This is a genomic window from Nocardiopsis akebiae (assembly GCF_018316795.1).
Taxonomy (GTDB): domain Bacteria; phylum Actinomycetota; class Actinomycetes; order Streptosporangiales; family Streptosporangiaceae; genus Nocardiopsis; species Nocardiopsis dassonvillei.
Window position 1 is genome coordinate 1,126,718 of record NZ_CP074132.1, and the last position, 17,689, is coordinate 1,144,406.

Genomic DNA, 17,689 nt, shown 5'->3' on the forward strand with positions numbered 1-17,689 from the left:
GGCCGGGGCGGCTCCGGGGCCGGTCCGGGAGAAGCCGGTTCGGACCACTCCGGGTTTCCTGCTAATGTGGATCACGTCTTCGGGGCTATGGCGCAGTCCGGTAGCGCACCTCGTTCGCATCGAGGGGGTCTGGGGTTCAAATCCCCATAGCTCCACCGCAGACGGCAAGGCCCCTCCCGGGTTCGGGAGGGGCCTTCGCCGTGTTCGGGGGGACGGTTCTAGGAGATTCCTGGGAGGCCTCCGGTGCGGAGGTGTCCGCGCGGCGCCCCGGCGCGCACGGCCGGGCGGGGTCCGGTCCGGAGGCGGTGCTGCTGTTCCCTGCGGCGGGAGGTCGTTTCCGGACCGGAGCCCCGAGTGTCACCGGCGAAGCGGCTATCCCCTGTCGCGGGGCGGCCGGTACCCCTCCAGCGTACTCCCCGCCTCCGCTGCGGGGCAGGCCTCAGCGATCTTTACAGTGGCAACCCGCCGTCGTAGGGTGCGGGTTCATGGCAGACGGATACCACCACGGGAACCTCAGGGCCGCCGTCCTGGAGAAGGCGGCCGAGGTCATCGCCAGGGAGGGGCCCTACTCCTTCAGCCTGCGCTCGCTGGCGCTCGAACTCGGGGTCAGCCACACCGCCCCCAGGCACCACTTCGGCAGCCGCGAGGGCGTGCTCAACGCCCTGGCCACCGAGGGCTTCCGTGAACTGGCCGCGCGGCTGCGGGCCAACCGCGAGTCCGGCGGGGGCTTCCTGGAGGCGGGCGTGGAGTACGTGCGCTTCGCGACCGGCCACCCGGCGCACTTCGACGTGATGTTCGCCCCCAGCCTGCTGAGCGACGGCGACGCCGAGCTGAACGCCGCGCGTACGGCTGCCTTCGACGAGCTCCGCGCCGGTGTGGAGTCCCTGGCCGAGGAGGGCCGGGAGGTCGAGGACGCGGCCGCCGCCATGGTCGCGGGCTGGTCGGTCGTGCACGGCATCGCCACGCTCTCCCTCACGGGGAACCTGGAGGGCTCGGGGTTCGGGGACCTGTTCCGCGACGCCGACCTGCTCACCGTCACCCGTCGCAGCGCCGGGCTCCTCTTCGGCCCGTCCGCCGCGGGCCGGGACCCCTCCCCGGGGGAGTAGGGCCGCCCGGCCCGGCTCCCGACCGGCCGCGGGGCGCGAGCCGAACCGCGCCGAGCCTCCCCGGCGCCCCTGCGCGGTCCGCCGCGCGCAGGACGCGCCCATGCGGGCGCTCCCGGCCTCGTGCTGCTCCTGACGCCGGACGGGCCCCGGCGTCGGGCTGGGGGCCGTACGGCGGTCGCGGGCCGGGGGCGGCGCGGCCCGGCCGGGAGGCCTCAGCGCCCGGAGACGTACTCGGCCCGGACGGCGTAGATGGCGGCCTCGGTGCGCGAGTGCACCTGGAGCTTCTCCAGGATCTTGCGGACGTGGTTCTTGACGGTGTTCTCGGTGATGAACAGCCGCTCCCCGATCTCCCGGTTGTTCAGGGAACGGGCCAGCAGCTTGAGCACCTCGGTCTCGCGCCGGGTCAGCTCGGGGATGGTCGTGCGGCTGGGCGGGGCGCTCTCCTGCTTGGCCAGCTCGGCGAACTCGCCGATGAGCTTGGTCGCCATCGCCGGGTTGATGAACGAGTCGCCCTTGACGATGGCGCGCACCGCCTCGGCGAGTTCGGTCACCGAGATGGCCTTGAGCAGGTAGCCCGTCGCCCCGGCCTTGAGCGCGTCGAAGAGGTCGCTCTCGTCGTCGCTCATGGTCAGCATGATGAACCTGGTGTGCGGCACCGCCTCACGGATGCGCGAGCAGGCGTCGATGCCGCTGGTGTGCGGCATCATCACGTCCATGATGACCACGTCCGGACGCAGCTCGGCGGCCAGGCGGACGGCTTCCTCCCCGTCGTTGGCCTCGTCGACCACGTCGATGTCGGGCTCCTCGTCCAGGACCGAGACCAGGCCCCGGCGGAACAGCGCGTGGTCGTCCACGACCATGGCGCGGATCGGGGCGGCCGGAGAGGCGGGCTCCCCGGGGCAGGGGGCCTGCGCGGGGAAGAGGGGGTGTGCGCTCATGGGTCGCCTACCCGTCCCGTCCCTGGCCGAGTGACGGACTCTCGCGCACCGGGGACCCGGGTCTGTCCGGGCGGACGCGGTGCGGGCATGTCCGACCGCCGGCCAGGAGGAGAAGGGCCGGCCGGGGGAGAGAGACGCGCATGGAGACCTCCTGCTGGGGCTGCTCATTGTCTCATGTGCGCTCGGTGAGCGGAGTGGTAACGGACGAACTCACCGCCCGCTACCCCGGGCGCGTCCGGGTGAAACGGTGCGAACGGCACCGGGAAACGGCCGTGTAAGGGCGCCGCCGCCATGGGAGCGGGAAGGGGAAGCGGGATATGCGGTTTTGTGCATGACCGAAACACCCGTCCTTGGGACCCCCCTCTCCGGGGACGCGCCCGGGTGGCTGGGCCGAGGGCGTCATGACGCAGAGTCACGTTCTGACAGAACGGATGTGATGGTGCAAAGCTGGGCATAGCTCTGCTTTCCGACATTAAGTTCAACAGGTTCTCCCTGGTAACAGCCCGTGTTGATCTCCGGAGTCGCCCCCAAGTGCGCCTCCGGCTATCCCGATTTCCTGTCCCGGGGAAATGGGAACGCCGTCGCTCTCCGTTATATTCATGGTGTGTATTTGACCTGGCGCATGTCTTGTTTTGGCAGGCCGCCAAGCTGCCTGGTGTTCTGCCTGCGGTAATGGAAACCCTTCTGAGCTGGGGAAACAGGTCAGCATTCGGTTATTTGCGCCATGCTTCGGCGGGCCTCGGTGGTGCCCGTGCCATAAAATGATGAACATTCGTCCATGGGTCTTGCGGATCGAGAGCGCTCTACGCCATCGTGGTCCTGGGATGGGCTGGAAGCCAATACGAAAGGTAGATGCCATGACCACGCACGTGATTACCGCCCGTGACAGCGGGTGGTCCTGGCTGTAACCAGCCCGCCGAAAGGGTTCCGCCGAACCCCGGCACAGGGACCCGACCGGACCCCCGAGGACCGGTCGGGTCCCTCTTCGTCCCCGCTCCCGCGGTCCGGACCGCACCGCCGCCGGAAGGCCCGGGGACGGGGATTTGACCGGGCGCGGCACCGGGTAGGGATCCGGACACCGAACCCCGGCCCCGGCAGGGGCCCACCGCGCGACCGTGAAGGGGCGGACCGTGTCCGACTCCCCGAAGTACCCCGGCGGATACCACCCCGAAGAGTTCCCGCCGCAGGACCCCCCGGCCACGCCGCCGGAGACCGCACCCTTGGGGGGATACGAGCCCCCGCCCCCCGAACCCCCGCCTCCCGGGCCGCGTGAGACCACGGTCGAACCGGTGGAGGAGGAGCCCGTGCTCGCGGCGGAGCGCTTCCGGCGCACCACACCGGCCCGGCGCAAGGTCATCCCCGCCCGAAGGGCGGGCGGGCACTGGCGGCTGCTCGCGGGAACGGCGACCTACGTGATGGTGGTCGGCGGGATGGCGGACTACGTCGATCCGCAGACCCGCGCGCTCGCCCACCTGGTCTTCTGGCTGCTCATCGGGGGCGCGTTCCTGATCACGCTCAACCGCGAGCGCCGCCACGGCTGGGAGCCGGGCCCGCGCTGGCCCTGGCTGGCCGGGGCCTTCGGCGGGGCGCTGGCGGTGGAGGTCCTGGTGCTGGCCTTCGGGTCCCCCGCGATCATCGTGGGCTCGGTGATCCTGCTGGGCCTGGCCCTGTTCGTGCTCATGCTCGTGGGGTGAGGCCGACGAGCCGGGGAGGGGGCGCTCCGGCCGGGGCCCGACTCAGGTGGCCTCGTCGTCGAAGGGGGGGCGCTTGCCGTTCAGCCGGGCCACGGGCCTGCTCTCCTGCTCCTCTTCCTCCCAGAAGTGCTTCTGCACGAAGCGCCGGGGGTTGAGGTCCTGCACGTCGAAGTCCTTGAACTCCGGGCCCAGCCCCTCGCGGATGTCGTTGGAGGCGGAGTTGGCCATCGTCCGCAGCTGGCGCAGCACCCTGCCCACCTGCTGGGCGGCCTTGGGCAGCTGGTCCGGACCGAAGATCAGCAGCGCGAGCAGGAGGAGGACGACGAACTCTCCTCCGCTGATGTTGAACATGCGCGACCTCAGTCCTTCGGTGTACCTACCGGCTTCAAGCAGGTTAACCGGTATCGGGAGGCTTGGGTAACCTCGCCCCGGTCGTCCGCAAAGGGGTGGACACGGGCCAGCCCCCCGCTCGTCGAGCGGAGGGCTGGGCGCGGGCGCTCCACCCGGTCCCGGCTGCTCGGGTGCGCCGTCAAGTAAGGGAACGCGGACGTGGACGGTGCCGTCGGGCTACCGGGAACTCCGTCGACCGCGTGGAAAGGACGGCCCTAGACCGCTTTGACGTCAGCGGCCTGCGGGCCCTTGGGGCCCTGGATGATGTCGAAGGTGACCTTCTGGTCCTCTTCCAGGTTCCGGAAGCCGGTGCCCGAGATCGCCGAGTAGTGGACGAAAACGTCGGGCTGACCGCCCTCGACGGCGATGAACCCGAAACCCTTCTCAGAGTTGAACCACTTCACGGTGCCCTGAGCCATGTGCACTCCCTTGGGGACTACTGCGGGGCCGCACCCTGCTGGCCCCGGGCCGCCGGGCGCCTGACCGACGGGTGAATCCCGCACCGGCGAGCGCCCACGTGAAGTTCCGCGAGGCGCCCCGGGCATCCATGGAAACTACAACAGCAACCAGTTGCTGACAGTACCAGGGAGGGTGCTGCCCTGCCGAGGCCTTCCGCGCGGGAATCGCGCTCTTTCCCTGTCCTGTTTCGGCAACTCGCAACTGTTGATTTCCGTTCGCCGTGCCACTAATGGGGCGCGGCGAACACGGACGCGCCGGGGCGCCGTTCACTAACCCCCGTTGCCGTAGATCCACACGTCGAACCACATGCGTTCACGCCACATACCCTCGTCGATCGGATACGCCGACAACACCGGGTAGAAGTAGGCGAAATTGGCCACGATCAACAGCAGGACCACGCCGTAGACGATGCCGCCCACCGCCCGCGTGTAGGGGGCGAAGCGGGGACTGTCCTCCCCGGCCCCCATCGCCAGGCCCAGCGCCAGCACGATCGCCAGGACCAGGAAGGGCAGCAGCGGGGCGGCGTAGAACAGGAACATGGGCCGGTCCGGGTAGGCGAACCACGGCAGCCACCCCGCGGCCACGGCCAGCAGCACCGCCCCGGCGCGCCAGTCCCGGAAGGTCACCCACCAGCCGAGCATCACCGTCAGCGCGAGCAGGCTGGACCACCAGATGACCGGCGTGCCGATGGAGACCACCGAGGTGACGCAGTCGCCCGTGTCGCACGAGGCGACCTCGCCGTTGTAGTGGAACATCACCGGCGTGCGCATGACCAGCCACTCCCACGGCGCGGAGATGTAGGCGTGGTCGCTGGTCAGGTCGGTGTGGAAGGTCATCATCCGCTGGTGGTAGTCCACCAGGCTCCACAGCGCCTCCACCGGCTCCCTCAGGAGGCCGGGCACCCACTCGGGCAGCATGCCGTCCGCGAAGTCGCGGTTGTAGCCGCCGCGGGTGAACAGCCACCCCGACCACGAGACCAGGTAGACGACCCCCGCGACCACCACGGTCTGCACGAACGCCGGGATCGCGTCGATGCCCAGCCACCGCCAGAAGAAGCCGCGCTGGCCGACGCTGCTGCGGGCCCCGTAGTCCCACGCCACCGTGAGCAGGCCGAACGCCGCGATGAAGAACAGGGCCGACCACTTGGTGCCCACCGCCAGACCGAAGCACAGCCCTGCCGCCAGCCGCCACCAGCGCATCCCCAGCCAGCCCACCGACGCCAGGTCCCCGCCCGCCTCCGCCAGGCGGGCCATCCGCTCCCGGGTGCTGTCCCGGTCGATCACCAGGCACGCGAACCCGGCCAGGATCCACAGGGTGAGGAAGATGTCCACCATGGCGATGCGGCTCAGCGTGAAGTGCAGGCCGTCCAGCGCCATGATGAGGCCCGCCGTGCAGCCCAGCAGCACCGAGCGGGTCATCCGCGTGGCCAGCCGCACCAGGATGAGGACCGAGAGCACACCGGCCACGGCGGAGGCGAACCGCCAGGCCTCGGGGGTCATGGTCGTGCCGAACGGCAGGAGCGACCACAGCCAGTCGCCCAGGGCGATCATCCACTTGCCCACCGGCGGGTGCACGATGAAGTCGCCCGCGCCGGTGAAGATGTCCTGGTACCCCTGGGCGAGCAGGTCGTCGGCCTCGACGGGCTCCTCGACGGTCTCGTGCTCGTAGCCGAAGTTCCAGAGCCCGAAGGCGTCCTTGGCGTAGTAGGTCTCGTCGAAGTAGATCCGGTCCGGCTGGCCGAGGTTGAAGAACCTCAGCGCCCCGGCGAACAGCGCGACGGCGAAGGCGCCCAGCCAGCCCAGCCAGCGGGGCGCGGGGTTGACGGGCAGGAAGCGGGCGCGGATCCGCGCCGACCGCGGCGAGGGCTCTGCCTCGGAGAAGGGTGCGGTGGTGGTCATCGGGTGTACGGGGTGGATACTCCCGCCCTCAGGCGGTGGAGGGAGCCCCTGCCTCCTTCTGGGTGGTGTAGCCGTAACCGTCCGCTCGCTGGAGCAGACAGAGGTTCTTCCATGAGGTCTTGAGCGGCCCATGCGAGGTTTGCGGGGTGCGGCTCCCACTGCTGCGCACCGCCACCCGGCCTGTGCGCGTCCCCGCGTTCATGCCGGACGGCACGGACGCTCGGGCGGGATCCCCGGTCTGGAAACCGAAGAACCGATCGCGGCGGGGCAGACGCGACCGGGCGAAACCGTGCCCGTCCGCCCGGGTACGGGCGTAGGAGCCGCGCCCCGTTTCGTTCCCGTTCCTTGGCATGCCTGCCGACGCGGATTCCAGGGCAGGTCGCTGAGGGAGCACGGCCTGGTGGGCCTTCTCACCTGTGTGAAACGTAGCCAACTGGTCGCCTCCCTGGTGTTGGCTGGTGCTGGTAACGCCAGGCCCTCGGCCCGGGGGCCGAAAGCCCCGCCTTCGAGCGGGGAACGCGTCACCTCGGCTCGTAGGTTGGAGTCGGAGATGGCTGTCCTTTGCGGACGGACCACGGAACCAGGTTTCGGATGGCGTGATGAGCCAACCGTAGCGCGACAGGACGGGGATCACAGTGGTTGAGGGTGGAGCTGGGACGAGTGGAGGGGCGGGAACCCTGACGCTCGCCGGTGTGCCCATCGGGAACGTGGAGGACGCGCCGCCCAGGCTGCTGCGCGCTCTGGAGGGCGCGCGCGTCATCGCGGCCGAGGACACCCGAAGGCTACGCCAGTTCGCCTCCCGCGCGGACGTGCGCCTGGGCGGGGAGGCGGGCGCCCGCGTCGTGTCCTACTACGACGCCAACGAGAGCCGCCGCACCGACGAGCTGCTCGGAGACCTGCGCGCGGGGAGCGACGTCCTCGTCGTCACCGACGCCGGGATGCCGGGGGTGTCCGACCCCGGCTACCGGCTGGCCGCCGCCTGCGCGGGAGAGGGCATCCCGGTGACCGCCATCCCGGGACCGTCCGCGGTCACCACGGCGCTCGTGGTCTCGGGTCTGCCCACCGACCGCTTCTGCTTCGAGGGCTTCCCGCCGCGCAAGGGCCTGTCGGGCTACCTGGCCGACCTGGCGGCCGAGCGCCGCACGATGGTGTTCTTCGAGAGCCCCCACCGCGTCGCCGCCACCCTGGAGGCGATGGCCGCGGCCTTCGGCGCCGACCGGCGCGCCGCCGTGTGCCGGGAGCTGACCAAGACCTACGAGGAGGTGCGCCGGGGCGGCCTCGGGGAACTGGCGGCCTGGGCCGCCGAGGGAGTGCGGGGCGAGATCTCGCTCGTGGTGGAGGGCGCCCGCCGCGATCCGGGGACGGTCGGGGACGCCGACCTGGTCGCCGCGGCCTCCGGCCTGGAGGAGGAGGGAGTGCGCCGCAAGGAGGCGATCACCCGTGTGGCCAGGGAGTTCGGTGTCCCCAAGCGCCGGGTCTACGACCTGGTGCACGGGGTCGTGTCCGCCGACTGACCGAAAACGGCGGGCCCTCGGCGGAACCTTTCCGGTTCTGGAGCGTCTGACCGGGTGGAACAGCCAGACCGTCGACGGGGGAACACGTTCATGCGCAGCCAACTCTTCCAGCAGGCCCAGGAGACCGGTCAGCCGGGTATGCACCTGCAGAACCACAAGATGCTCCGGGTGGGCCTCAACGGCGAGTTCTTCGCCCGACAGGGCGCCATGGTCGCCTACCAGGGCCAGGTCGACTTCTCCTACGAGGGGTCCGGCAGCGTCGGCAAGTTCTTCAAGAAGGCCTTCACCGGCGAGGGACTGCCGCTGATGAAGGTGTCCGGGCGCGGCGACGTGTTCCTGGCCCGCGACGCCTGGGACGTGCACCTGGTGGACCTGGAGGACGACCACCTCACGGTCAACGGCGACAACGTGCTCGCCTTCGAGGCCGGGCTGAGCTGGGACATCCGCCGTGTGGAGGGCGCGGGCATGGCCGCCGGGGGGCTCTTCAACACGGTCTTCAGCGGCCGGGGCAGGGTGGCCATCGCCTGCCACGGCGCCCCGGTGCTGATCAACGTCGACCAGCCGACCTTCGTGGACACCGACTCCGCGGTCGCCTGGTCCAGTTCGCTGAGCACGGGCGTGCGCCGCACGGCCAAGGCGGGCGCGCTCATCGGCCGGGGCAGCGGTGAGGCGCTCCAGCTCTCCTTCGAGGGCCAGGGCTTCGTCCTGGTGCAGGCCTCCGAGGGCGCGCCGGTCGCGGCCCAGACGGCCTGACCCGACAGGCGAAGGGCCCCGGGACGCGCGTCCCGGGGCCCTTCGCCTTCCGGCCCGCCGCGCCACCCGGGGCGGCGCGGCGGGCCGTGTGCGGCGCGGCGGGTCCCCGACCGGGGGCCGGGAACCCGGTGCGGCGCTAGACGACGGCTCCGTCGTCGGCCTCGCGGGCGGCCTTGGCGGCCACCTTCTGCTTGGCCTTGCGCTCCTTGACCACGTGGGGCGGGTCGGTCTTGTCCCACCTCTGGAGCCAGATGGCCAGCGGGACGGCCACGAAGATCGTCGAGAGGACGCCCGTCGTCAGACCCACCAGCATGGCGATCGAGAAGTCCTGGAGCGAGGACCCGCCGAGGAAGGTCAGGAAGCCCAGGATGATCAGCGCGCCGATCGAGGTGTTGACGGTACGCGGCAGGGTGTTGAGCACCGCGCGGTTGGCGATCTCGGAGAACTTCGTCTTCTCGTCGCGGGCCCACTCGTCGCGCACCCGGTCGAACACCACCACCGTGTCGTTGACGGAGAAGCCGATGACGCTCAGGAGCGCGGCGAGGAACACGCCGTCGATCGGCTTGCCCAGCCAGATGAACAGCCCGATCACCAGGAGCAGGTTGAAGGCCAGCGACAGCATGGTGGACACGCCGAACGACCAGCGGAAGCGCCAGGCCAGGTAGACCATCTGGAGCGCGAGGGCCGCGCCCAGGGCGATCAGCGCCCGGTTGCGCAGCTCGTCGCCCATGCTCGGGCCGATCAGCTCGTCGCTGACCAGCTCCACGCCGCCGGTCTGCTCGCTCAGGGCGTCCGCGATCCGGGCCGCGTCGTCGTCGGAGATGCTTCCGGTGCGCACCGAGATGTCGCCGTCACCGGACTCCTGGACCACGGCCGTGTCCGAGCCGGGGAAGTCCAGCGCGGAGATGACGGAGCGGGCCTCGTCGACCGAGACGCCCTCTTCGCTGGTGACCTCGTACTCCAGCACGCGGCCGCCGGTGAACTCCACACCGAGGTTGGTGTCGCGGATCAGCGGAGCGGCGACCGCGGCCGCCACGATCAGACCCGCCACGATCAGGCCCTTGGCGCGGTGGCCCATGAGGTCGGGGTTCTTCTGCACCAACCAGGTGCGGACGCCGCCGATACGGTTCAGGCCGCTGACGGCCGGGTGCTTGCGCACGACCGCGCGGCGCACCGCCCACTCGACGAACACGCGCGCGATGACCAGCGCGGAGAACATCGAGACGAGGGTGCCGATGCTCAGGGTCACGCCGAAGCCCTGCACGGTGCCCGAGGCGAAGAAGAACAGCAGGGCGGCGGCGATGAGCGTGGTGATGTTGGTGTCGATGACCGCGCTCCACGCCTTGCGGGAGCCCACGACGAACGCCTTCTCCAGGCTCGGCGGAACCGCCCGGCGCCGCTTGCGGGTGAGCACCCCGGACTCGGCGCTGGCGGCCTCCTCCTCGGTGGCGTCCCGCAGCCCGGCGGACTTGTTGGCCTCGTAGACCTTCGCCTGGCGCTGGTGCTCCTCGCGTGTGCGTTCGAAGATCAGCACGTTGGCGTCGATGGCCATACCGATCGCCAGCACGAAGCCCGCCAGACCCGGCAGTGTCAGTGTGGCGTTGATGGCGACCAGGGCGCCGTAGGCGATGAGCGTGTAGAAGCCCAGGGCCAGGGCGGCCAGGAAGCCGACCAGCCGGTAGACCAGCGTGATGTAGAGCGTGGTGAAGGCCAGGCCCAGGAGCGCGGCGACGGCGCTGGCCTGGATGGCCTCGGCGCCCAGGGTCGGGCCCACCGTCTGGCGCTGGACCTCGGTGACCGGCAGCGGCAGCGAGCCGCCCTCGATCAGCACGGCCAGGTCGTTGGCGGTCTCACTGGTGAAGTCGGGGCTGGTGATGGTGGTGGTGTTGCCGGGCATGCCCACGTCGCAGGCGAACTCCGGGTTCACCTCCGGGGCGGAGATGATCTGCCCGTCCAGCACGATGGCCACGCGGCGGCGCGGGTCGCCCTGGTCGTAGCAGGCGGCGTCGGCGGTCAGCGCGGTCCACTGGTCGGCGCCCTCGCCGCGGAAGTTGACGTTGACCGTCCACTGCGCGCGGTTGACGCTGTCCAGCGCGGCCTCGGCGCTGGCCACCTGGTCGCCCTTGATGGCGGTCTCGCCGAGCTGGAGCTGGGTGCCGTCGGAGTCGGGGAGCGTCATCACGACGTCCTCGGGGTTCTCCGCGCTGGGACCGGCGGGGGGCTGCTGGCCTCCCATGCCGCCCTGCTGCGCCATGAGCTCTTCGAGCTGCTCCTGGGTCATCTCGCCGCCGCCCTCGGCGGCCTCGTCACCGCCCTCGGCCGCGGCGTCGGACGGGGCGCGCGCCTCGTCCGCGGTGGCCTGCGGGGCGTTGGCGGAGTCGCCCGGGGCGGGCGCCTGCACGCCCTGGCCGCCGGCCTGACCCACGCCCAGCACCGGGTGGAAGGACAGCTGGGCGGTCTGGCCGATGATCTGCGCGGCCTCCGCCGGGTCCTGCACACCGGGCAGTTCGACGATGATCCGGTTCTCGCCCGAGCGCGACATGGTCGCCTCGGACACGCCCAGGCGGTCGATGCGCTGGCGCAGCACCTCGACGACCTGGTCGGTGTTCTCGGAGTTGGCGGGTGTGCCCTCGGGGCCGTCCTGGGTCTCCAGGACGATCTGCGTGCCGCCGCTGAGGTCCAGCCCCAGGCGCGGCGGGATGAACCACGCCGCGCCGAACGCGACGAGGATGACGAGAAGGGAGATGAGGGCGCGTGTCCAACGCGCGCCCGCTCCCGTTTGACTGGACAAGGAGCTGGTACCTCTTCACTGCGAATACGGGTGATCCCGACGCACGCCGGAGACAGGGGGGTACGCGCGGGGATGGTCAGATGACGGTGTCCGCGGTGGGAGGGGGAGCCCGTGTCGGCGGCAGCTCCCCGGGGGCGTCCAGGTCCGGGACGGGAACGGGCGCGGGAGGAGAGAGCGGCCACCAGGGCTGGTCCCACACCGCCAGGCGCAGTGCGCTGCTGGGCACGGTGTCGGGCAGGTCGCGCAGCACCGACCGGTGGTCGCACGTGGAGGCGGGCGGCCCGACGGTGACCATCGGGTTCTCGGCCAGGTCCGCGCGTTCGCGCGGGGTCACCCGCTCCTGGTCCGCAGCCGCGGCGCCCTCGGGGGCGCTGAGCAGGCCGTGCGGCGGCAGGGGGGGTCCGGCCGGCCGGCCGCCGCCGGAGGCGACGGGGAAGGACAGGATGACGAGCAGGACCACGCTGGTCAGCAGCGCGGTCGTGTGCCGGGCAGGACGGGGTAGGGCACCGGTAACCATGGTGACCACCGCCTCGGGGAAGGACCGGGAGGGAAGTGCTGCCCGACCGTGCGTCCCGGTGGTGCACGGCTCGTCCAGCAGAGCATACGGGTAGCGGCAAGCCCCGGGGAATGTCCCTTCGGCCCCCGTCGCACCGCAGGGCCGCCCGTGCTCCGGACCGCGTGCGGTACAGCGCTCCGGACCGCGTGGGGGAAACCTGGCACGGCCCGGCGCGCGCCGCCCGCCGCGCTCGCCCGGGGCCGCGCGCCGGGGAGAGGAGTGCACGGCAGGCCGCCGCCGCCTTTAGGCTTGGGTCATGTCGTCGAATCGTCACATCCTGACCGCGGTCGCCTGGCCCTATGCCAACGGACCGCGCCACATCGGTCACGTGTCCGGCTTCGGGGTCCCCTCCGACGTCTTCTCCCGCTTCCAGCGAATGTCGGGCAACCACGTGCTGATGGTCAGCGGGACCGACGAGCACGGCACCCCGGTGCAGGTCCTGGCCGACCAGGAGGGTGTGACCCCCCGCGAGCTGGCCGACCGCTACAACCGGATCATCGCCGAGGACCTGGTGGGCCTGGGCCTGTCCTACGACCTGTTCACCCGCACCACCACCGGCAACCACTACGCCGTCGCGCAGCAGCTGTTCACCGCGCTGCACGAGAACGGGTACGTGTTCGCCCACACCACCAAGGGCGCGGTGTCGCCGTCCACCGGCCGTACGCTGCCCGACCGCTACATCGAGGGCATCTGCCCCATCTGCGGTTACGACGGCGCGCGCGGCGACCAGTGCGACAACTGCGGCAACCAGCTCGACCCGATCGACCTCATCTCGCCCCGTTCGCGGATCAACGGCGAGAAGCCGGAGTTCGTGGACACCGAGCACTTCATGCTCGACCTGCCCGCCTTCGCCGACGCCCTGACCACCTGGCTCAAGGGCAAGGAGGGGCAGTGGCGGCCCAACGTCCTCAAGTTCTCCCTGAACCTGGTGGAGGACCTCCAGCCGCGCGCGGTCACCCGCGACCTCAACTGGGGCGTGCCCGTCCCGCTGGAGGGCTGGAGCGACAACGCCAACAAGCGCCTGTACGTGTGGTTCGACGCGGTCATCGGCTACCTGTCGGCGTCGGTGGAGTGGGCCCGGCGCGTCGGTGAGCCCGAGGCCTGGCGCCGCTGGTGGCAGGGCGACGAGGCCCGGTCCTACTACTTCATGGGCAAGGACAACATCGTCTTCCACTCGGTGGTCTGGCCCGCGATCCTGCTGGGCCACAACGGCGAGGGCGACCGGGGCGGCGAGCCCGGCCCGCTGGGCGAGCTGAACGTGCCCACGGAGGTGGTCTCCAGCGAGTTCCTCACCATGGAGGGGCGCAAGTTCTCCTCCTCGCGGCGCGTGGTGATCTACGTGCGCGACTTCCTGGAGCGCTACTCCGCCGACGCGCTGCGCTACTACATCATGGCCGCCGGTCCCGAGACCCAGGACACCGACTTCACCTGGGCCGAGTTCGTGCGCCGCAACAACGACGAGCTTGTGGCGGCCTGGGGCAACCTGGTCAACCGCTCCATCTCGATGGCGGCCAAGAACCTGGGCGAGATCCCGGCGGCCGGTGAGCTGACCGACGAGGACCGCCGGGTGCTGGAGGACTCGCGGGCCGCGTTCGCCCGTGTGGGCGAGCGGCTGGAGCGGTCCCAGTTCAAGGCGGGCCTGCAGGAGGCCATGCGCACCGTCGCCGAGGCCAACAAGTACATCTCCGACCAGGCTCCGTGGGCGCTGAAGAAGACCGACCCCGAGCGGATGGCCACCGTGCTGCACGTGGCCCTCCAGCTGGTCCAGGACGCCAACACGCTGCTCACCCCGTACCTGCCCGAGTCGGCGAACAAGGTGTACGCGATGCTCGGCGGCACCGGCACCTGGACGGGCATGCCCCGCATCGACGCCGGGCGCGACACGATCGGCGGCTCGGAGGAGGAAGTGGAGTACCCGGTCATCACCGGGGACTACGCCGACAACGAGGCGCGCTGGGAGTCGCGGCCGATCGCGGTGGGCACCCCCCTCGGCCGCCCGGAGCCGCTGTTCGCCAAGCTCGACCAGTCGGTCGTGGACGAGGAGCTGGCCCGCCTGGAGGGCGCCGCCGAGTAGGCTCCGGCCGCGGTGGGCAGAAGGACGACCGCGCCGGCGGGCACCGCCCGTCGGCGCTTCTTCGCGGAGGAACGTGAGCATGGGAAAGCGCAGCGGCAGAGCGGTCAGGGAGCGCAACGACCAGACGCCCCCTCCGGTACCCGAGCCCCTGCGCGTACCGGTGGCCGACAGCCACACCCACATGGACATGCAGACCCCGGAGGTCGGGGAGATCATCGCCGCCGCCGAGGGCGTCGGGGTGACCCCGCTCGTCCAGGTGGGCGTGGACCTGGCCTCCTCGCGGTGGGCGGCCGAGGTGGCCGCCGCGCATCCGGGCAAGGTGTGGGCGGCGGTGGCCCTGCACCCCAACGAGGCGCCGCGCATCGTGCACGGTGACGGCGCCCCGGGCGTGGAGGTGGACGACACCGACTGGGCGGGCAAGCTCCGCGAGCCCGGCGGGACGGCGGAGCTGGAGGCGCAGCTGGCCGCCATCGACGATCTGGCCGCGCTGCCCCACGTGGTGGCGGTCGGCGAGACCGGCATGGACACCTTCCGCACCGGCCCCGAGGGCGCGCGGGCCCAGGAGGAGTCCTTCCGCCGCCACATCGACATCGCCAGGCGCCACGGCAAGGCCGTGATGATCCACGACCGCGACGCCCACGAGGACGTGCTGCGGATCCTGGAGGAGGAGGGCGCGCCGGACAGGGTGGTCTTCCACTGCTTCTCCGGCGACGCGGCCATGGCCAAGGTGTGCGCCGAGCACGGGTACTTCATGAGCTTCGCGGGCAACGTCACCTTCGCCAGCGCCGAGTCCCTGCGCGAGGCCGCCGCCGCGGCGCCGCCGGAGCTGATGCTGGTGGAGACCGACGCGCCCTTCCTCACCCCCAAGCCCTACCGGGGCCGCCCCAACGCCCCCTACCTGATCCCGCACACGCTGCGTACGCTGGCGGGGGTCAAGGGCGTGGACGAGGACGAACTCGCCGGGATCATCGCGGGCAACGCGGGGCGCGCGTTCGGGTTCTGACCCGGGGCGCGCGGCCGCGGGTCCTCGCCGCCTGACCGCGGCGGATCCGCACGCCGGCGCGCCGCCCGCACCGGAGGCGGCGCGCCCGCCGTCACGCTCAACCGCCTGCTCGGCCGCCGCGCTTGCGCCAGGCGTTCTCTCTGCCCTGCCGTTCGGCGGCCTTCCACTGCTTGCGGCGCTCGGCGCGCAGGCGCGCGTCGCCCCGTGAGCGGTTCCACTCGGACTCGCGCCGGAGCCGGTTCCAGCGCTCCAGCCGCCTGGCGTCCAGTTCGCCCCCGTCCACGGCGGCGGCGACCGCGCAGCCCGGCTCGCCGCCGTGGCGGCAGTCCCGGAAGCGGCACCGTTCGGCGAGGTCGGAGACGTCGGCGAAGGTCCGGTCCACGCCCCGGGCGTCGCCGGGCACGTCGACGCGCCGCACCCCGGGGATGTCCAGGACCAGTGCGCCGCCCGGCAGTTGGATGAGCTGGCGGCGGGTGGTGGTGTGCCGCCCCCGCCTGTCGTGGCGGATCTCGCCGGTGTCCATCAGGTTCCGTCCGGCCACCGCGTTGACCAGACTGGACTTGCCCGCTCCGGAGGCGCCGAGCAGGACCCAGGTGGTGCCGGGCGGGAACCGCGCGGCCAGTTCCTCCACGCCGAGGCCGGTGTGCGCGCTGACGGTGTGCACGTCGGCGTCCGCGGTCACCGAGCAGACGAGTTCGAGCACCTCGGGGAGGCGGTCTCCGGCCAGCTCGGCCTTGGTGACCGCCACGACCGGGGCGGCCCCGCTCGCCCAGGCCAGGCTGAGGAAGCGTTCCAGGCGGCCCACGTTGGGCCCCTGGTCGGCGGCCTCGCAGACCAGGACGCCGTCGATGTTGGCGGCCAGGACCTGGTCGTGGGAGTCCCGGGCCACGCCCTGGCGGACCAGGCTGCCGGAGCGTTCGAGGACGGCCTCGACGACCCAGGTGTCACCGGAGCGGCGCACCGCGACCCAGTCGCCGCTGCACGGAGCGGAGGACGGATCGGCCTGGGCGGCCCTGGTGACGGCGGGGGAGTAGTCGGCGGCGGCCTCCCCGGGGAGGCGGACCACCGCTCCGCCCCGGCGCGAGGAGGAGACGCGTGCGGGGACCACCGGGTGGGGGCTCGACGCGGCGACGGTGTCGAAGGCCCGCTCGACGCGGCGGTTCCACCCCAGCGCGGCCAGCGGGGAGGCGGCGGGTGTGTCTGTGCTGTCGTACGTGTTCACGACGGACTCTCTGGAACGGCGAGCCGTCAGGAGGGGAAGCGCCCCTCAGGGCTCGCGAACGGTTGGGAAGGTCGGGTTCGAACCATGCGCGGCAACGGTCATCACCGCTTCCTCTCAGTCGTCGGCACCGGGGGCACGGCGCGCTCCGCTCCGGCGAGCCTAGGACCGCAGGGGCGGGGCGCACCACGGGTTTTCCGGGCGGGGACCCGGTCGGGAACGGCGCGGCTCAGCGGCGCCTGGTCCACACGTCGTCGGAGGGCGCGGTCTGCGGGGCGGTCGCGTGCCGCGGAACGTACTCCCCGGCGTGCTCCTCCGGGCCGCTCCCGGAGGCGGGCGCGTCGGGGGCGGGCTCGCGGCGGGAGTAGTCCGGGCGCTCCTCCTCCACCCCCAACAGGAGCAAGAGGCTGCAGATCAGCATGAAGACGAACAGAACCGCGAGCAGGGGCAGCACCAGGTCCGGCGCGCTGGAACCGTCCGGGGGACTGTGCCGGGAGAAGCGCGGTTCCGTGAAGTGGACGCCCACCATGCCGGTGTAGTGCATGGTGGTCACCGCGACGGCCATGGCCACGGAGGCGGCGGTGATGGCGGGGAGGCCGCGCAGCCGGGAGGCGAACCACAGGGAGGCGGTGGCGGCCACCAGGGCGATCACGCAGGCCGGGGCGACGTAGAGCGGATCGTGGTGGATCTCCCCGTGGACGTTCATCGAGGACATGCCGAGGTAGTGCATCGCGATGATGCCGGTCCCGGCGATCAGACCGCCCAGCAGGAGCCGGGGGGCCGTCCTCCTGCGGATGGTCAGGGTGAGCGCGACGGCCATCACCGCGATGGCTATGACGCCGCTGACCACGGTGAGCGCGGTGTCGTAGCGGATGGCCGTGCCGGGCGGGGAGAAGCCCATCATGGCGATGAAGTGCATCGACCACACGGCCACCCCGCCCAGGGCGAGGGAGGCCAGGGCCAACCACTGCCACCGGACGGGTCCGCTCGTCCGGCGCGCGCGTGAGGCGAAGGACAACCCGAGGAACGACCCGATCACCGAGACCGCGAAGGCGATGGAGGGGGTCAGCCAGTCCTGGGCGAGGTGGTCGAGCACGGCGCACTACTTTCCATGACCTTGGTCCCGTTTCGCTCGGGTTCCATGGATAGTAGGGAGGCCTGAGACTGATGCGCCAGGGGTGTTCCCGAACGTGTGTGGCCTGATGTGGCCAGCGGCAACGCAGGGGAACACGGGTGCGACCCTCCGTTCCGCCGGGCCCACACGTCGTCGGCTGCTCCGCCCGGGTCCTGCGGC

At 71.6% G+C, this 17,689-nt stretch carries 14 protein-coding genes and 1 tRNA gene; 7 read left to right on the forward strand and 8 right to left on the reverse strand.

Annotated features, from left to right (window positions below; translation table 11 throughout):
• Positions 1-81: 81 nt before the first annotated feature.
• Positions 82-155: transfer RNA gene (locus KGD83_RS04850), tRNA-Ala, on the forward strand.
• A gap of 330 nt (positions 156-485) precedes the next feature.
• Positions 486-1,106: a TetR/AcrR family transcriptional regulator gene (locus KGD83_RS04855; protein ID WP_212642719.1), complete on the forward strand. Its 621-nt coding sequence runs from the start codon at positions 486-488 to the stop codon at positions 1,104-1,106.
• Positions 1,107-1,318: 212 nt separating this feature from the next.
• On the opposite strand, the gene KGD83_RS04860 is transcribed toward KGD83_RS04855, so the two are convergent.
• The gene (locus tag KGD83_RS04860; protein ID WP_212642720.1) at positions 1,319-2,044 is read right to left on the reverse strand and encodes a response regulator; all 726 of its coding nucleotides are present in this window, start codon (positions 2,042-2,044) and stop codon (positions 1,319-1,321) included.
• A gap of 1,130 nt (positions 2,045-3,174) precedes the next feature.
• On the opposite strand from KGD83_RS04860, the gene KGD83_RS04865 reads away from it, so the two are divergent.
• Entirely contained in the window at positions 3,175-3,738 is a 564-nt protein-coding gene (locus KGD83_RS04865) for a hypothetical protein (protein WP_212642721.1), read from the forward strand.
• A gap of 42 nt (positions 3,739-3,780) precedes the next feature.
• Here KGD83_RS04865 and KGD83_RS04870 read toward each other — a convergent pair whose 3' ends face one another.
• The 3 genes from KGD83_RS04870 to KGD83_RS04880 form a co-directional block, all read right to left on the reverse strand.
• Positions 3,781-4,089 (reverse strand): sec-independent translocase, encoded by a 309-nt coding sequence (locus KGD83_RS04870; RefSeq protein WP_212642722.1) that lies wholly within the window; start codon positions 4,087-4,089, stop codon positions 3,781-3,783.
• Between the two features lie 254 nt (positions 4,090-4,343).
• The gene (locus KGD83_RS04875; RefSeq protein ID WP_013155080.1) at positions 4,344-4,547 is read right to left on the reverse strand and encodes a cold-shock protein; all 204 of its coding nucleotides are present in this window, start codon (positions 4,545-4,547) and stop codon (positions 4,344-4,346) included.
• Between the two features lie 309 nt (positions 4,548-4,856).
• Positions 4,857-6,485, reverse strand: coding sequence for a dolichyl-phosphate-mannose--protein mannosyltransferase (locus KGD83_RS04880; protein WP_212642723.1), 1,629 nt, complete (start codon positions 6,483-6,485; stop codon positions 4,857-4,859).
• A gap of 635 nt (positions 6,486-7,120) precedes the next feature.
• Between KGD83_RS04880 and rsmI the strand changes: the two genes are divergently transcribed.
• Together rsmI and KGD83_RS04890 are read left to right on the forward strand one after the other, a co-directional pair.
• Positions 7,121-7,999, forward strand: a complete 879-nt coding sequence (gene rsmI, locus KGD83_RS04885) for a 16S rRNA (cytidine(1402)-2'-O)-methyltransferase (RefSeq protein ID WP_394358091.1) — start codon at positions 7,121-7,123, stop codon at positions 7,997-7,999.
• A gap of 90 nt (positions 8,000-8,089) precedes the next feature.
• Positions 8,090-8,752 carry an AIM24 family protein gene (locus tag KGD83_RS04890; RefSeq protein ID WP_212642724.1) on the forward strand — a complete coding sequence of 221 codons (663 nt, stop codon included), beginning with the start codon at positions 8,090-8,092 and terminating at the stop codon, positions 8,750-8,752.
• A 136-nt stretch (positions 8,753-8,888) separates the two neighbouring features.
• Here the strand turns inward: KGD83_RS04890 and secD are convergent, their stop codons facing one another.
• Positions 8,889-11,543 carry a protein translocase subunit SecD gene (gene secD, locus KGD83_RS04895; RefSeq protein WP_212642725.1) on the reverse strand — a complete coding sequence of 885 codons (2,655 nt, stop codon included), beginning with the start codon at positions 11,541-11,543 and terminating at the stop codon, positions 8,889-8,891.
• 76 nt (positions 11,544-11,619) lie between these two features.
• Positions 11,620-12,060, reverse strand: a complete 441-nt coding sequence (locus KGD83_RS04900; protein ID WP_249352154.1) for a hypothetical protein — start codon at positions 12,058-12,060, stop codon at positions 11,620-11,622.
• Between the two features lie 295 nt (positions 12,061-12,355).
• Between KGD83_RS04900 and metG the strand changes: the two genes are divergently transcribed.
• Both metG and KGD83_RS04910 read left to right on the forward strand, forming a co-directional pair.
• Positions 12,356-14,173, forward strand: a complete 1,818-nt coding sequence (gene metG, locus KGD83_RS04905; protein ID WP_212642727.1) for a methionine--tRNA ligase — start codon at positions 12,356-12,358, stop codon at positions 14,171-14,173.
• Positions 14,174-14,252: 79 nt separating this feature from the next.
• Positions 14,253-15,176, forward strand: a complete 924-nt coding sequence (locus tag KGD83_RS04910; RefSeq protein WP_212642728.1) for a TatD family hydrolase — start codon at positions 14,253-14,255, stop codon at positions 15,174-15,176.
• 97 nt (positions 15,177-15,273) lie between these two features.
• On the opposite strand, the gene rsgA is transcribed toward KGD83_RS04910, so the two are convergent.
• Together rsgA and KGD83_RS04920 are read right to left on the reverse strand one after the other, a co-directional pair.
• Positions 15,274-16,398: a ribosome small subunit-dependent GTPase A gene (gene rsgA, locus KGD83_RS04915; RefSeq protein WP_212642729.1), complete on the reverse strand. Its 1,125-nt coding sequence runs from the start codon at positions 16,396-16,398 to the stop codon at positions 15,274-15,276.
• A 226-nt stretch (positions 16,399-16,624) separates the two neighbouring features.
• Positions 16,625-17,491: an MHYT domain-containing protein gene (locus tag KGD83_RS04920; protein ID WP_212642730.1), complete on the reverse strand. Its 867-nt coding sequence runs from the start codon at positions 17,489-17,491 to the stop codon at positions 16,625-16,627.
• Positions 17,492-17,689: the final 198 nt, after the last annotated feature.

Bases quoted from the DNA above. Each gene is read 5' to 3' on its own strand.
- KGD83_RS04860 (WP_212642720.1), bottom strand. From the start codon at position 2,044: ATGAGCGCACACCCCCTCTTCCCCGCGCAGGCCCCCTGCCCCGGGGAG.
- metG (WP_212642727.1), top strand. From the start codon at position 12,356: ATGTCGTCGAATCGTCACATCCTGACCGCGGTCGCCTGGCCCTATGCC.
- KGD83_RS04875 (WP_013155080.1), bottom strand. From the start codon at position 4,547: ATGGCTCAGGGCACCGTGAAGTGGTTCAACTCTGAGAAGGGTTTCGGG.
- KGD83_RS04890 (WP_212642724.1), top strand. From the start codon at position 8,090: ATGCGCAGCCAACTCTTCCAGCAGGCCCAGGAGACCGGTCAGCCGGGT.
- KGD83_RS04900 (WP_249352154.1), bottom strand. From the start codon at position 12,060: ATGGTTACCGGTGCCCTACCCCGTCCTGCCCGGCACACGACCGCGCTG.
- KGD83_RS04880 (WP_212642723.1), bottom strand. From the start codon at position 6,485: ATGACCACCACCGCACCCTTCTCCGAGGCAGAGCCCTCGCCGCGGTCG.
- KGD83_RS04855 (WP_212642719.1), top strand. From the start codon at position 486: ATGGCAGACGGATACCACCACGGGAACCTCAGGGCCGCCGTCCTGGAG.
- KGD83_RS04870 (WP_212642722.1), bottom strand. From the start codon at position 4,089: ATGTTCAACATCAGCGGAGGAGAGTTCGTCGTCCTCCTCCTGCTCGCG.
- KGD83_RS04910 (WP_212642728.1), top strand. From the start codon at position 14,253: ATGGGAAAGCGCAGCGGCAGAGCGGTCAGGGAGCGCAACGACCAGACG.